The sequence below is a fragment of the Kitasatospora sp. NPDC001539 genome (assembly GCF_040298565.1).
In the GTDB taxonomy this organism is placed as follows: domain Bacteria; phylum Actinomycetota; class Actinomycetes; order Streptomycetales; family Streptomycetaceae; genus Kitasatospora.
This window is the reverse complement of sequence record NZ_JBEPAK010000175.1, coordinates 1-15,025: the sequence shown is the minus strand read 5'-3', so window position 1 is coordinate 15,025 and position 15,025 is coordinate 1. Positions and strand designations below refer to the sequence as shown.

At 77.2% G+C, this 15,025-nt stretch carries 8 protein-coding genes; all 8 read left to right on the top strand.

Annotation, left to right across the window (positions count from 1 at the left end; all coding sequences use genetic code 11):
• Positions 1-196: SpoIIE family protein phosphatase (locus ABT247_RS23910; protein WP_350745505.1), on the top strand; the 196-nt coding region annotated here is incomplete at its 5' end.
• 419 nt (positions 197-615) lie between these two features.
• Positions 616-2,025 carry an MFS transporter gene (locus ABT247_RS23905; RefSeq protein ID WP_350745504.1) on the top strand — a complete coding sequence of 470 codons (1,410 nt, stop codon included), beginning with the start codon at positions 616-618 and terminating at the stop codon, positions 2,023-2,025.
• 130 nt (positions 2,026-2,155) lie between these two features.
• Positions 2,156-3,415 (top strand): amino acid adenylation domain-containing protein, encoded by a 1,260-nt coding sequence (locus tag ABT247_RS23900; protein ID WP_350745501.1) that lies wholly within the window; start codon positions 2,156-2,158, stop codon positions 3,413-3,415.
• Between the two features lie 199 nt (positions 3,416-3,614).
• Complete coding sequence (locus tag ABT247_RS23895; protein WP_350745499.1) at positions 3,615-6,704, top strand: non-ribosomal peptide synthetase; 3,090 nt, start codon at positions 3,615-3,617, stop codon at positions 6,702-6,704.
• Positions 6,701-7,876, top strand: a complete 1,176-nt coding sequence (locus ABT247_RS23890) for an acyl-CoA dehydrogenase family protein (RefSeq protein WP_350745497.1) — start codon at positions 6,701-6,703, stop codon at positions 7,874-7,876. The genes ABT247_RS23895 and ABT247_RS23890 overlap by 4 nt, the downstream gene beginning before the upstream one ends.
• 34 nt (positions 7,877-7,910) lie before the next feature.
• On the top strand, positions 7,911-9,737 hold the full coding sequence (locus ABT247_RS23885) for a non-ribosomal peptide synthetase (protein ID WP_350745494.1): 1,827 nt from the start codon (positions 7,911-7,913) through the stop codon (positions 9,735-9,737).
• Positions 9,738-9,903: 166 nt separating this feature from the next.
• Positions 9,904-11,730, top strand: coding sequence for a non-ribosomal peptide synthetase (locus ABT247_RS23880; RefSeq protein WP_350745492.1), 1,827 nt, complete (start codon positions 9,904-9,906; stop codon positions 11,728-11,730).
• The gene (locus ABT247_RS23875) at positions 11,727-14,669 is read left to right on the top strand and encodes a condensation domain-containing protein (protein WP_350745489.1); all 2,943 of its coding nucleotides are present in this window, start codon (positions 11,727-11,729) and stop codon (positions 14,667-14,669) included. The genes ABT247_RS23880 and ABT247_RS23875 overlap by 4 nt, the downstream gene beginning before the upstream one ends.
• Positions 14,670-15,025: the final 356 nt, after the last annotated feature.

The following is a 15,025-nucleotide window of genomic DNA, read 5'->3' as shown; positions in this document are numbered from 1 at the left end:
GACGGACGGGGTGACCGAGGCGCGGAACGCGGCCGGGGAGTTCTACGACCCGGTGCCGGGGCTGACGCCGCTCGGGCCCTTCGCGGGGCCGCGGGAGGTGCTGGACGCGCTGGTGGCGGACGTCGCGCGGTGGACCGGCGGGCCCCGGGACGACGACATGGCACTGCTCGCGGTGACCCGTCGCCGCGCCGGGTAGCGCCCGGGCGGGACGCTCCGGGCCGGCGGCGGACCAGGGCCGTATCGGGGCCGTGGGCGGGCGGTGCGCGACGCGGCTCGACCACGCCCGATATCACGGCGAGGTTGCGGCAGGTGGGTGCTCCACGGAATCCGGCCAAGTTGACCCGCGCCCTCCGTTGGCCGGAAACCGGACGTCCGGATATCGGACGGTGAAATGGACAGTAGACGCCGTCGGCGACGGGAATCCCCTGTTGAGCCGGGCGTCCCTGGCCGACGGGCGGGCGCGGTGCCGCGGGAGATCGCCGCCGGGGCGCGCGGGGGCGCGGGGGAGGGGCGCGCCGGGGTCGCGACAATGGCGGGATCCGGCCGACCCGGGGTTCGTCCGGAAACGAACCCAGCGGTTGCCGCGTGTCGAAGAGGTGACCGAGAGTCGCACCGATGAACGAGACGCTTCGCCCCCGCCCGGCCGGTCTGCTCGGCCACCGTGACTTCCGGCTCCTGCTGACCGGAGCCGCGGCGGCCCAGACGGGCAGTCAGGTCACCCTGGTCGCCCTGCCGCTGGTGGCGGTGGTGGTGCTCGACGCCTCACCCTTCGAGGTCGGCCTGCTGACCGCCGCCGAGACCGCGGCCTTCCTGCTGGTCGGCCTGCCGGCCGGCGCCTGGCTGGATCGGATGCGCAAGCTGCCGGTGCTGATCCGCGCCGACGTGGTGCGCTGCATCGCCGTCGGCTCGATCCCGCCGGCGGCGGCGCTCGGCGTGCTGACCATGCCGCAGCTGTACCTGGTCGCGCTGGTCACCGGGGTGGCCACGGTCTTCTTCGACGTCGCCCACCAGTCGTTCCTGCCCGCCGTCCTGCCGCGCGAGCAGCTGGTCGGCGGCAACGGTGCGCTGGAGACGATCCGATCCTCGGCGCAGATCGCCGGGCCGGGCCTCGGCGGCGGGCTGGTGCAGCTGCTCGGTGCGCCGCTCGCCATCGTCGCGGACGCCTGCGGCTACCTCGCCTCCGCCCTGCTGCTCGCCCGGATCCGGGTCGAGGAGGCGCGGCCGGAGCCCGAACCCGGGCGCTCGCTGCGCGCCGAGGTCGCCGAGGGCGTGCGCTTCGTCCTCGGCCACCCGCTGCTGCGGGCGATCGCCGCGGCCACCGCCACCTCGAACCTGTTCGCCGCCGTGCTGATGGCCGTCCAGACGGTCTTCTGGGTGCGGGTGCTCGACCTGTCGCCCGGTGCCATCGGCGCCCTGCTGTCGGCCTCGGCCGTCGGCGGGCTGGCGGGCGCGCTGTGCGCGGGGCGGCTGGCCCGCTGGGTCGGCCAGGCCCGGCTGATCTGGCTGTCCGCGCTGGTGACCGCGCCGTTCGCGGTGCTGTGGCCGCTGTCCGAGGGCGGCGCGGGCGGGTGGCTGTTCGGCCTCGGCGCGGGCGTGGTGCTGTTCGGCGCGGTGGCCTACAACGTCGCGCAGGTCAGCTTCCGGCAGAGCGTCTGCCCGCCCGAGCTGCTCGGCCGGATGAACGCCACCATGCGCTTCCTGGTGTGGGGCACGATGCCGCTCGGCGCCCTCGGCGGCGGGTTCGTCGCGGACCGGTTCGGGCCGCGCGAGGCGCTGTGGCTCTGCGCGGTGGGTTTCCTGCTGGTGCCGGTGCCGCTGCTGCTGTCACCGCTGCGCCGGATGCGCGACCTCCCGACGACGCAGCCCCAGGACCAGGCCCAGGACCGGGCCCAGGCCCAGGACCGGGCCCAGGGCCAGGACGCCGGGCAGGCCGCCGCCACGGCGCCCGCCGGGGACGGCCTCGACCCGACGACCCCCGACGCCGACGCCCGGCGGCAGTCCGCCGCGAGCCCGACCACCTCCTGACGCGGCCGCGTTCCGGCCACGCGCCCCGAGCACCCGAGCCCGAGCACCCGAGCCCGAGCACCCGAGCCCGAGCACCCGAGCCCCGAGCACTCGAACACCCGAACCGAAACCGGAGACCGGAGACCGTTCCGTGCACGCCAGCATCACCGCCGCCTACCTCGCCCGGTACCGTTCCGCCGCCGCCGACTCCCCGGTGGAGCTGCTCCCGCTGACCGGTGCCCAGCGACGGTTCCTGATCACCCGCCGACTCGCCCCGCTGACCCGCTCCGACATCGTCCCGCTGTTCTTCGCCTTCCCCCGCGGCACCGTGGACGCGGCCCGGCTGGGCCGTGCGGCCGCCGCCGTCGCCGCCCGCCACCCCGCGCTGTGCGGCGGCTTCGCGACCGTCCGGGGCACCCCCGTGCTGCGGGCCGGCGGACCCTCCGTCGAGGCCGCCCGGATCCCGGTCGCCGACCACGGCGGCGCCGCGCCGGCGCTGCGCGCGGCCCTGCTGGACTGGCCCCTCGACGGGCCCGCCCTGCGCCTGCTGGTCGCCCAGGACCCGGACGCCCCGGAGGAGTTGCTCGCCCTCGCGCTGGACCACGCGGCCTGCGACGAGCAGTCCCTCGGGGCGCTCATCGGCGAGCTCACCGCGGCCTACGAGCGCGACGAACCGCCCGCGCCCGGCCCGGACCGGCAGGCCACGGCCGACTTCCGGGAGGCCGTCGAACTCCAGCTGGCCGCCGAGGAGGCCGCCGCGGGCCCCGCCGCCCAGGCCCACTGGGGCCGCCGCCTCGGCACCCTGGTCGGGACGGGCGGCGGCGCGGCGACGGCCACCGGCATGCTCACCGAACGGCTGCCCGGCGCCCAGGGCGCCGCCCGCAGCGCCGTCTTCCCCGCCCTGCTGGACGCCGTCGGCGCCGCCGCCCGGCGGCTGCACCGCGCGGACGGCCCGCTCGCGCTCGGCTACCCCTGGGGCGGCCGCCCGCCCGGTGCGCCCGCCGCGCTCGGCTGCTTCCTCAACACCCTGGTGCACCCCGTCCCGCCGCGCCCCGCCGCCGACCTGGAGGAGCTCTGCGACGCCTGGTGGGACGACCTCGACCACGCCGGCACCCCCTTCGACGAGGTCGTCCGCGCCGCCCGTACCGCGGGCTCGCCCTGGTCGGGCGCGCTCGACGCGATGCTCACCCTCGAGGACATGCGCCGCCGCCCGTCGCTGGTGCTCGGCGGCGTTGCCGGCCGGGAGGTCCACCTCGCCGGACGGCCGCTCGCCGCGCCGCTCGCCGTCGCCGCCGAGCACGGCCAGGACCTGCTGGTCCGCCTGGCCTGGGACAGCGACCGCTTCCCGGCCGCCGACGCCGAGGCCGCCTTCGAGGGGCTCCTCGCCGTCCTGCGCCGCCACCTGGCGTAGACCGCCCGTCCGCCGCCCGCCCCCAGGCCCTCGCGCCCCGCGTCGCGGGTCCCCAGCCCCCCGAGCCCCAGCCCCCCCGAGCCCCGGCCGCACCCCCACCCCGCTGCGACCGGACCCCAACCCGACCGTGCCGGGACCACCCCACGCCCGCGCCCGGCCACCCCGGTGCCAACCCGTCCACCACACAAGGGAATCACCCATGTTCGCACTCTCTCCCTCGCAGGAGATCGTCTGGCTGCACGAGCAGATGCTGCCCGGCAGTCGCGCCTACAACTTCACCGCCGTCCTCGACCTGTGGGGCACCCTCGACCGGGACGCGCTGTACGCGGGCCTCGCCGCCGTCCTCGACCACCACCCGGGCCTGCGGCTGGAGCTGGTGGCCCGCCCGGAGGGCCTGCCCGGCCAGCGGGTCGCCGCGGACTGCCGCCCCGAGCTGCGGCAGAGCGACTACACCGCCGAGGCCGACCCGGAGGCCGCCTTCCGCCGCCTGCTCGCCGCCGAGGCCGAGGAGCCGCTGGACACCTTCCGCGCGCCGGTGCTGCGCTGGCACCTGGTCCGGCTCGGCGAGGACCACCACCGGCTGATCCACGTCGAGCACCACCTCGTCCACGACGGCCACTCCTTCGCGATCCTGCTGCGCGACCTGTTCACCGTCTACCGCGCCCACGTCCTCGGCCAGCCGTACGAGCTGCCCACCGCGCCCTCGTACGAGCAGCACGCCCGCCGCGCCGTCGACCCGGCGGCCCGCGAGCGCGCCCTCGCCTTCTGGACCCGGGAACTGGCCGACGCCCCGCGCGAGGTCACCCTGCCCGGACTGGCCAAGCCCGGTGTCGAGCGGCGCCACCGCGGCGGGCAGCTGCGCCAGTCGATCGGCGCCGACCTCGCCGGGCCGCTGCGCGAACGCAGCAAGGCCGACGGCCACACGTCGTTCAGCACCCTGCTCACCCTGTTCACCGAACTGCTGCGCCGGCACAGCGGCCACCGGGAGATCGTCGTCGGCACGGCCGTCGGCAACCGGCCCGAGGGCTTCGAGGGCACCGTCGGCATGTTCGTCAACACCGTGCCGCTGCGCCTGAGGCTCGACCCGGCCGCGCCCGGCACCGAGGCCGTGGACGAGACCACCGACGTCCTGCTGCGGGCCCTGCCGCACCAGGACCTGCCGGTGCAGGAGCTGACCCGCCGCCTCGGGCTGCACACCGGCGGCGCCGACAACCCGCTGTTCAACGTGATGTTCAGCGCGCACGACGCCGCGCTGCCCGACGTCCAGGCGCCCGGCCTGGAGGTCTCGCTCTACGAGGGCTTCAACACCGGCACCACCCGCTTCGACCTCGACCTGGTGCTGCTGCCCGACGACCGCCGGGTCGTCGGCGAGAAGCACGGCGCCGCCGGGATGACCCTGGTCTGGGACTACGACGCCGACCTCTTCGGCGAGGCCGAGGCCATGCTGCTGGCCGACCGGCTGCTGGAGCTGCTGCGCGACTACCTCGACCGCCCGCAGGTGCCGCTCGCCGATCTCGTCCCCGCGCCCGAGGCCGCGCCGGCCGTGCCGGTCACCCCGGTCGGGCTCGACCCTGCCGCCGCCCACGACCCCGCCGCGCTCGCCCTGCTGGCCGGCACCGAGCGGATCAGCTACGGCGAACTGAACCGCAGGGTCGGAGAGTTGGTCGACCGGCTGCGCGCCGCCGGGGTCACCGCCGGGCAGCCGGTGGCCACCGTGCTGCCGCGCGGCGCCGACAGCGTGGTCGCCCTGCTCGCCTGCCTGCGCCTGGGGGCCGTCTACGCGCCGCTGTCCACCGAGGACCCGGCCGCCCGGCTCGGCCTGCTGCTGGAGCGGCTCGCCCCCGCCCTCGTCCTGGCCACCCGGCAGAGCGCGCTCGCCCTGCCCACCGAGGGCGTCACCCCGGCGCTGCTGGACGGCCCCGCCTTCCCGGAGGCCCGCCCCGCCGCCGTGCTGGAGGGCGCCGCCTACGTCATCCACACCTCGGGCTCCACCGGCGTGCCCAAGCCCGTCCTGGTCGGCCGCGAGGCGCTGGCCGGGTACGTCGCCGCGATCGCCGCGCGCTACGAACTCACCTCCGCCGACCGGGTGCTGCTGTTCGCCCGGCCGTCCTTCGACGTGGCGCTCGAGGAGGTGCTGCCCGCGCTCGCGGTCGGCGCCGCGCTGGTGGTGCCGCAGCGCGAGGTGCCCACCGGCCCCGAACTGGTGGCGGTGCTCGCCGCCCGCGGCGTCACCGTCGCCAACCTGCCGACCAGCTACCTGCTCGGCGTGCGCGAGGACCTGCGCGAGGCGCTGAAGGACGGCCGCTGGTCGCCCCGGCTGCTCGTCCTCGGCGGCGAGCGGCTGCCCGCCCGCGCCCTGGCCGACCTCACCGAGGCCACCACCGTGCTCAACGCCTACGGCGTCACCGAGGCCACCGTGACCTCCACCGTCCACCAGGTCACCGCCGCCGACGTCGCCGAGGACGGCGAGATCCCGCTCGGCACCGAGATCGACGGCGCCCGGATCCACGTGCTCGACGAGACGCTGCGCCCGCTCCCGGCCGGGTGCGTCGGCGAACTCGTCGTCAGCGGAGCCCTGTTGGCCGAAGGGTACGTCGGCCTGCCGGAGCCCACCGCCGCCCGCTTCACCACCGTCCCGGCGCTCGGCGGCGCCCGGGTCTACCGCACCGGCGACCGCGGCTACCGGGACACCGAGGGGCGCCTGCGGTTCCTCGGCCGCGCCGACAACCAGGTCAAGCTGCGCGGCCACCGGATCGAGCTGGAGGAGATCGAGGCCGCCGCCTCCGCCGAACTCGGCGGCCGCTCCTGCGCCGTCCTGCTGCACACCGACCCGCGGACCGGCCCCCGCCTGGTCGGCTTCCTGGAGGGCACCGACCGCCCCGACCAGGCCGCCCTGCACGCGGCACTGGCACGCCGGCTGCCCGGCGGACTCGTCCCGGCCAGCTGGACGGCCGTCCCCGAGATGCCCACGCTGCCCGGAGGCAAGCCCGACCGCGCCGCCCTGGCCCGACTCGCCGACGAGACGCCCGCGCCGCAGGCCAGCGCCGCGCCGACCGCCTTCACCGACCCCGGCCAGGAGCTGATCGCCGCCGCCTGGCGCGAAGTGCTCGGCCACGACCGCTTCACCCCCGACTCGCACTTCTTCGAGGTCGGCGGCCACTCCCTGCTCGCCGCCCAGCTCGCCGCCTACCTGGAACCGCACCTCGGCAGCCGGCCGCCGCTGCGCACGCTGTTCCGGCACGCCGTCCTCGCCGACCAGGCCCGCGTCCTCACCGGAGGGGCGAAGTGAGTGCCCCCTCCAGCGTCCTGGAAGCCGGCCACCGCGAACTCGTCGACGCCTTCGAGAGCTTCGTGCGCCGCGAGCTCGTGCCGCTCGCCGCCGAGTTGCCCGAGACCGCCGACCAGGTCCCGGCCGACCTGCGCGCCTACGTGCGCAAGCGCTCCGCCGCCCTCGGCTTCTACGCCGGGGACTACCCCGAGGAACTCGGCGGCGCCGGCATGCCGTTCACGGCCGTCGTGCTGCTGCACCACGCCGCCGGACGCAGCGGCTGCGTGCTCGCCCCCTACGCGCTGGCCGGCTCCGACGGCCCCAGCCCGCTGCTGCGGCACGGCACCCCGGAGCAGATCGAGCGGCACCTCGTCCCGCTGGTGCGCGGCGAGCAGACCCGCTGCCTGGCGCTCACCGAACCGCAGGCCGGCTCGGACGCCTTCCGGCTGACCACCACCGCCGTGCGCACCGGCGACGGCTGGGTGCTCGACGGGCGCAAGACCTTCGTCAGCAACGCCGAACACGCCGGGATCGCGCTGGTCGTCGCGGCCACCGACCTCGGTGACGGCGCCGGGCCGACCGCCGGCGCCACCGCCTTCGTGCTGCCCATGGACCAGCCCGGTCTGCGGATCGGCCAGCGGTACGAGGGCATGTCCGGCGAGCCGCTGTTCGAGCTGCTGCTCGACCGGGTCACCGTCGGCCCGGAGGCCGTCATCGGCGGCGAGGAGGGCATCGGGGCGGCCACCGCCCTCGCCATGGACAGCCTCTCCCGCGGCCGCCTGGTCGTCGCCGCGATGTGCAACGGCATCGCCGAGTACGCGCTGCGCGTCGGCGTCGAGTACGCCCGGGAGCGGCGCGCCTTCGGCCGGGTGATCGGCGAGTACCAGCACGTCCAGGAGCACCTGGTGACCACCCGTGCCGAGGTGGAGGCCTCCAAGCTGCTCACCCTGGCCTGCGCCCGGCTGGTGGACGAGGGCACCGAGTCCGCCGAGAACGCGGCGCTCGCCAAGCTCACCGCCTCCGAGACCGCCGTGCGGGCGGTCGACCGCTCGCTCCAGGTGCACGGCGCCACCGGCTGGGTGCGCGGCCACCCGCTGGAGTACCTGTACCGCTACGTCCGGATGACCACGATCATCGAGGGGACCTCCGAGGTCCAGAAGGTGATCATCGCCCGTTCCATGGGCCTTAACTGATGGCCAGTCACCTGTCTGGAGCCAAGAGACAATGATGGAATCCCTGAGCATCGGATACGGCCGTCCGCACCAGGACGGCGCGGTCCTCGACCTCTTCACCGGCTGGGTGCAGCGCACCCCCGACGCGCCCGCCCTGATCGACGGCGAGCGCAGCTACAGCTACGCCGAGCTCGACCGCCTCGCCGACGGCGTCGCCGAGGCCCTGCGCGGCAGGGTCGGCAAGGGCGACCTGCTCGGCGTCTGCCTCGGCCAGTCGGCGGCGCTGGTCGCCGTCACCCTGGCCGCCGCCAAGCTGGGCGCCGTCCACCTGCCGCTCGGCCCGCGCCCGGGCGAGCGGCGCCTGCAGGCCGTCGCCGAGCAGCTGCGGCCCGCCTGCCTGGTCGGCGAACCCGACGTGCTGCCGCCGGGCGGCGAGCGGCTGGCGCTCGACCTGCCCGCCGCGGGGGAGGTGCTCGCCGCACTGACCCCCGGCGAGCAGGCCCAGGTGCCGACCGGCACCCACTACGCGGTGCTGACCTCCGGCTCCACCGGCACCCCCAAGGCCGTCGCCGTCACCGAGCCGGCGCTCGGGGCGCTGCTGCACTGGTACCGGGAGCTGACCGGCCTGGGCCCGGGTGCCCGGCACAGCCTGCTGATCGGGGTCGCCTTCGACCCCCACCTGATGGAGCTGTGGGCCGGCCTCACCTCCGGTGGGACGCTCGTCGTCGCCCCCGAGGCCGTCCGCTGGGACGCCGCCGCGCTCACCGACTGGTTCCGCGACGCCGCGATCACCGTCTCCGTACTGCCCACCCCGCTCGCCGAACCCCTCCTCGCCCGGCCCTGGCCGACCGGGCTGGCGCTGCGCCACCTGATGATCGGCGGCGACCGGCTGCGCCGCACCCCGGGCCCGGACGTCACCGCGACCGTCCACAACGCCTACGGGCCCGCCGAGGCCACCGTCGCCACCACCGTGCACACCATGGCCCCCGGCGGCGGCCACGGCGACGGCGCGCCGCCGATCGGCCTGCCGATCCCGGGCGCGGTGGTCCTGGTCACCGACGAGCAGGGCCGCCCGGTGCCCCGGGGAGAGGCCGGCGAGCTGCGGATCGGCGGCCGGGGCCTGGCCGCCGGGTACCTCGACCCCGAGCTGACCGCCCGCCGCTTCGTCGGGGTGCCGCCCGGCGTGGACGGCATCGACCGGGTCTACCGCAGCGGCGACCGGGTGGTGATGCGCGCCGACGGCGTGCTGGCGTTCCACGGACGCCTCGACGACCAGGTCAAGGTCAGCGGGGTGCGGATCGAGCCCGCCGAGGTGGAGGCCGCCTTCGAGCGCGACCCGCGGGTGCGCCGGGCCGTGGTCGCCGCCCAGCCCGTGGCCTCGGGCGGCGTCCGGCTGGTCGCCTTCGTGGAGGCCGAGGACGGCGCCGAGGCCGGTGCCGCGGCCGCCCCCGAGCCCGCGAGCCTGCTGGAGGCGGTCCGGCCCTGGCTGCCCGAGCAGGCCGTGCCCTCGGCCCTGCGGCTGGTGGACCGCTACCCGCTGGACGCCAACGGCAAGGTGGACCGCGCGGCGCTGCTCGCCGCCGAGGCGGCGGCCACCGCGGACCCGGCGGACCCCGGCGACCCGGCGGTCGAGGAGGGTGCCACCCCGGTCGAGCGCACGGTGCTGAAGCTCTGCCGCGAGCTGATCGGCAGCGCCGACCTCGGCCTGGAGGACAACTTCCTCGCCTCGGGCGGCAACTCGCTCGCCGCCGCCCGGCTGCTGGAGTCCCTGGAGGACGAGTACGGCGTCCGGCTGCGGGCCGCGCCGCTGCTGCGCCAGCCCGACCTGCGGGCGATCGCGCGGCTGGTCGAGGAGCGGATGCCCAGCGCCTCGCTCGCCTGACCGCGCACCGCGCCTCCCCGGGGCGTGTCCTGCGGAGCCGGCACGCTGCCCCGCCGGCGCGCCGCTCGCGGGGCACGCCGTTCCGCGGGGCACGCCCCGAACCCTGACCCCTCCTGATCGCGGGCACCCCGGCCCTACCGCCGGGGCGCCCGGAAGGGAACCAGCCATGACGCCCACCACCCTGAGCGCCTCGTCCGCCCCGGCGACCGGCCGCGACCTGACGACGCTTCCCGCCCTGATCGCCCGGCAGGCCGAGGACCACCCCGACGCACTCGCCGTGACCGACGGCACCACCGTCCTCACCTACCGCGAACTCCTCGACGCAGCGGGCCGGTTGGCCGCCGTCCTGGCCGCCCGCGGGATCGGCCCCGGCAGCGCCGTCGGCCTGCTCTGCGCCCGCTCCACCCGCCTCGTCGTCGCCCAGCTCGCCGTCTGGCGGGCCGGCGGCCACGTCCTTCCGCTCGATCCGGCCTACCCGCGCCCGCGCATCGCCGAGATGACCGCCGACGCGGACGTGCGGCTCGTCCTCGGGGACAAGGCGCTGCTCGCCGAGGCCGGACTGCCCGAGGAGCGCACCCTGGTGCTGACCGAGCGCGGCACCGAGACCACCCCGGCGGAGCCGGTGCCCGACGCCGCCGAGGCGGCGGCGCCCGCCCTGCTCTACTACACCTCCGGCTCCACCGGCCGGCCCAAGGGCGTGATCGTCCCGCACGGCGCCGTCACCGACCTGGTCACCGCCCCCGACGCGCTCGCCATCGGCCCGCGCGACCGGGTGCTCCTCCACTCCACTGTCTCCTTCGACGCCGCCACCTTCGAGGTGTGGGCCCCGCTCGCCCGGGGCGCCGCCGTCGCCGTCGCCCCGGCCGACCGGCCCTCCACCGAGGAACTCGTCCGCGACGTCGAGCGGTTCGGCGTCACCACCCTCTTCCTCACCACCGCGCTCTTCCACCACCTGGCCGCCAAGCAGTCGCGGATCTTCGGCGTGCTGCGCACCCTGGCCGTCGGCGGCGAGGCGATGTCCGCCGAGCACGCCGGCGCGGTGCTGCGGGCCTTCCCCTGGCTGGAGCTCTACAACGTGTACGGGCCCACCGAGGCCACCACCTTCACCACGCTGCACCGGGTCACCCCCGCGGACTGCGACCGCGGCGCCGTCCCGATCGGCCGGCCCTTCGGCGGTGCCCGCACGCTCGTCCTCGACGAGGGGTTCGCTCCGGTGGAGCCCGGCACGGTCGGCGAACTCTGGATCACCGGCGGGCGCCTCGCCCAGGGCTACCTGAACCGGCCGGAACTGACCGCCGAGCGCTTCCGCGAGCTCCCGGGTCACGGCCGGGCCTACCGCAGCGGCGACCTGGCGCGCCAACGGCCCGACGGCGCCCTGGAGTTCCAGGGCCGCACCGACGACCAGGTGAAGGTCCGGGGCTTCCGGATCGAGCCCGGCGAGGTCGAGCACGCCCTGCTGCAGTTCCCCGAGGTCGCCGAGGCGGCCGTGGTGGTCCGCCGGGCCGGGCAGGCCGACGCCGCGCTCACCGCCTGCCTGGTCCTCACCGAGGGGGCCCGACCGGCCGTCGAGACCCTGCGCGGCCGGCTCGCCGACCGGCTGCCCGCCCACCTGGTGCCCACTGCCTGGAGCGTCCTCGACGCGCTGCCGCTCACCGGCAGCGGCAAGGTCGACCGGCGGGCGCTCGCCACCGCCGCGGACCCGACCGCCGATCCCCGGCCGGCCGGAGCGGCCGCGCTCACCCCGATCCAGCAGGTCGTCGCCGAGGCCTGGAGCCGCGCCCTGGAGCGCCCGATCACCGACCCGGCCGCCGACTTCCTCGCCGAGGGCGGCCACTCGCTGCTCGCCATGTGGGTCGTCGACGACCTGCGCGAGGACCTGGGCGTCGAGCTCTCCCTCGCCGACTTCCTCGGCCATCCGACCGTGGCCGGACAGGCCGAACTACTGGAGCGCGCCCTGCTGGCCGCCGACGACACCCCCGGAGCCGACCGATGAGCACCACCGACCAGAGCGACCTACTGCGCCGCGCCCGCGACCGCCGCGCCGCCACCGCGCCGGAGCGCCCGACCGCACCGCAGAGCGGCCCGGCCCCGCTCTCCCACGCCCAGCAGCGCATGTGGCTGATGGACCGCCTCGGCCAGGGCGGCGCCCTCTACAACGTCCCGATCGCCACCCGGCTGCGCGGCCCGCTCGACCCGGCGGCCCTCGCCACCGCGCTGACCGCCCTCACCGAGCGGCACGCCGTCCTGCGCACCCGCTACCCGCGCGTGGGTGAGCAGCCGTACCAGCGGATCGAGCCGGCCGCCCCGGTGCCGCTGCCCGTCATCGACGCGGCCGCCGATGCCGATGCCGACGGTGGTGCCGACGGCGGTGCCGGTGCCGGTGCCGGTGGCGGTGCCGGTGGCGGTGCCGACCGGGACCGGACCGACCGTACCGACTGGACCGACCGGATCGCCGCCGAAGCCGCCCGGCCGTTCGACCTCGCCGCCGGCCCGGTGCTGCGGGCACTGCTGCTGCGGCACGGACCCGAGGACCACACCCTGCTGCTGACGATCCACCACATCGCGGTGGACGGCGGCTCCCTGCCCGTCCTCGCGGCCGACCTCGCCGCCCTCTACGCCGCCGCCCGCGACGGCGTGGAGCCCCAACTCCCGCCGCCGGGGCTGCCCTACGCCGAGTACGCCCGCCAGGAGCGCGCCCGCGACGCCGAACTCACCGCCGCCGCCGACGCCCGCGCCGCCCACCTGGCCGGCGCCCGGCCGCTGCCGCTGCTGCGGCCCGTACCGCCCGGCGCCCGCGAACGCCGTGCCACCCTGCACGCCGCACCGATCGACGCCGCCACCGTCGACGGCCTGCGCCGGCTCGGCACGCGGCACGGCGCCACGCTGTTCGCCGTCGTCCTCGCCGCCGCCTTCGCCACCCTGCGCACCGCCTCCGGGCAGGACGACCTCACCCTCGGGTGCGCCAGCGGCCACCGCGCCCGGCCCGAGCTCCGCCGCACCGTCGGCCTCGGCGTCAACACCCTCGCCGTGCGGGCCGAGCTGGGAGACCAGAACACCTTCGGCGAGGCGCTCGCCGTGGTCCGCGACGCGCTGCTCGACGCCCAGCAGCACCACCAGGTGCCCTTCGACCTGGTGGTCGAGCGCCTCGGCGCCGCCGCCCGCGGCGCCGACGGCACTCCGCTGCTCTCCGTCAGCTGCGACCTCGTCCAGCCCGTCACCGCGCTGGCCCTGCCCGGGCTCGAGGCCGAGAACGTCGACCTCGACCTCGGACTGGCCAAGTTCGACCTCGCCCTGCTGCTGGAGGACGGGCCGCAGCCGCGCTGCCTGGTCCAGCACGACCGGGACGCGCTGGACGAGACCACCGCCGCGCGGCTGCTGGAGGCCTTCGCCGCCGTGCTCGGCGCGGTGGCCGACGACGCGGACCTGCCCCTGTCCCAGCTGCCCGGCGGGCGCCTGGTCGCCGCCCGGCACCCCGTCGTCGAGGCGCTCTCGGCCGACCCGCGGGTCGCCGAGGCGGCCGTGGTCGAGGGCCTCGGCGGCCCGCCGCTCGCCTACGCGGTCGTGCGCGGCCCGGTCGCCCCCAGTGGCAGCGAGCTGCGTGCAGCCCTCCGGCGCAGCCTCCCCGCCGCCGAACTGCCGCTCGCCGTCACGCTGGTGGACCGCATCCCGCGCGACGCGACCGGCGCCGCCGACCGCGACCGGCTGCCCGGCGCCGCCCCGACCACCGCCCCCGACACCGCTGCCGACCGGCCCGGCCCGCTCGACCTGGTCCGCACGGCCTTCGGTGAACTGCTCGGCAGCGTCCCGCCCGCCGACGGCGACTTCTTCGCCCTCGGCGGCCACTCACTGATCGCCGTCCAGCTGGCCGAACGGCTGCGCACCCGCCTCGGACTTCCGCTCACCGGCCTCGACATCCTGGAACGGCGCACCCCGCGCGCCCTCGCCGCCCTGCTCGCCACCCGCGAGGACGAGCGCCGCGCCGCCCTCGCCCGCACCGGGGCCCGGCCCGGCGCCGAAGCCCGCGCCGAGGCCCGCACCGGCACCGTGCTGCTCACCGGCGCCACCGGCGGCGTCGGCGCAGCCGTGCTCCAGGAGCTGATGGCCCAGGGCCGCCCGGTCCGCGTGCTGGTCCGGCCCGAGTCGGCGCACCTGCCGGCCCTCAACGGCGCCGAGATCGCCGAAGGGGACCTGTCCGACCCGGACAGCCTGCGCCGCGCCGTCAAGGGCGTGGACGCCGTCGTCCACGCCGCCTGCACCTTCACCGAGCACGCTGTCGACGTCGCCGCCATGCGCGCCCTGCTGGACGGCTGGTCCGGCGGGCCGTTCGTCTTCGTCAGCAGCGTGGACGCCTACGGACGGCCGCCCGGTACGGAGGTCGCCGAGGGCGCCCCGAGCTGCGCGCCGGTCACCCCGTACGGGCAGGCCAAGCTGGACTGCGAACGGCTGCTCCTCGAAGCGGCCGAGGCGCACGGGCGCGGCCCGGTCACCGCCGTGCGCGCCCCGATCGTCTGGGGCCCGCACCAGCGGCTGCGCGACCAGCTCCGCTGGGGTGCCACCGGTGAGCTCTACCAGGCCGCCCTGGCCGGCCGCCCCGTCGTCCTGCCCGCCCCGGCCCCCGGCGACCGGTCCACCTGGAGCGGCGCCGCCTGGGTGCATTCGGCGGCCCTCGCCCGGGCCGTCGCCGCCTGTCTCCAGCCCGACCACCCGGCCGCCGGGCGGGTCGTCAACGCGATCAGCGGGCACGTCTCCTGGACGGACTTCGCCGCCGAGCTGATCCGCCTGCTCGGTTCGCAGAGCACGCTGGACCTGCGCCCGGACGCCGACCCGGACCTGTGCCGCCCCTGGCACTACCGGGCCGACACCCTGGCGGCCGCGCTGGAGCCGGAGCCGGGGGAGGACTGGCGCAGCGTGCTCGCGGCCATGGTCGGCTGAGCCCCGCGCACGGGGCGGAGGGGGCCCGCCACCGGCCCCCTCCGCCCGGCGTCAGGCCTCCGCCCGGCGTCAGGCCTCCGCCCGGGTGGCCCGCGGCGCGGGAGCACGCGCAGGGCTCAACCCCCCCTGCGACTGGCCGGTTCCGTCCCCTTTCGACCCGGGCGGGTCGCGGCCCCGGTCCGGTCGGGCGCAGAATGCCGACATCCGGGAGTTCCGAACCGCAGGGGGCTGGTATGGCCGTACGACCCTTCAGGCGCAGGGCGATTGGAAGGGCCCGGGCCGCGATCGGCGCCCTCGCCGTCACGCTCGTGGCGGGTGCGGCGGTCGCCGTGCCGGCCGCCTCCGCGGGTGCGGCC

What these genes read in the sequence shown, in the direction of transcription:
- ABT247_RS23905 (WP_350745504.1), top strand. Translation starts at nt 616, where the DNA reads ATGAACGAGACGCTTCGCCCCCGCCCGGCCGGTCTGCTCGGCCACCGT.
- ABT247_RS23895 (WP_350745499.1), top strand. Translation starts at nt 3,615, where the DNA reads ATGTTCGCACTCTCTCCCTCGCAGGAGATCGTCTGGCTGCACGAGCAG.
- ABT247_RS23885 (WP_350745494.1), top strand. Translation starts at nt 7,911, where the DNA reads ATGGAATCCCTGAGCATCGGATACGGCCGTCCGCACCAGGACGGCGCG.
- ABT247_RS23880 (WP_350745492.1), top strand. Translation starts at nt 9,904, where the DNA reads ATGACGCCCACCACCCTGAGCGCCTCGTCCGCCCCGGCGACCGGCCGC.
- ABT247_RS23875 (WP_350745489.1), top strand. Translation starts at nt 11,727, where the DNA reads ATGAGCACCACCGACCAGAGCGACCTACTGCGCCGCGCCCGCGACCGC.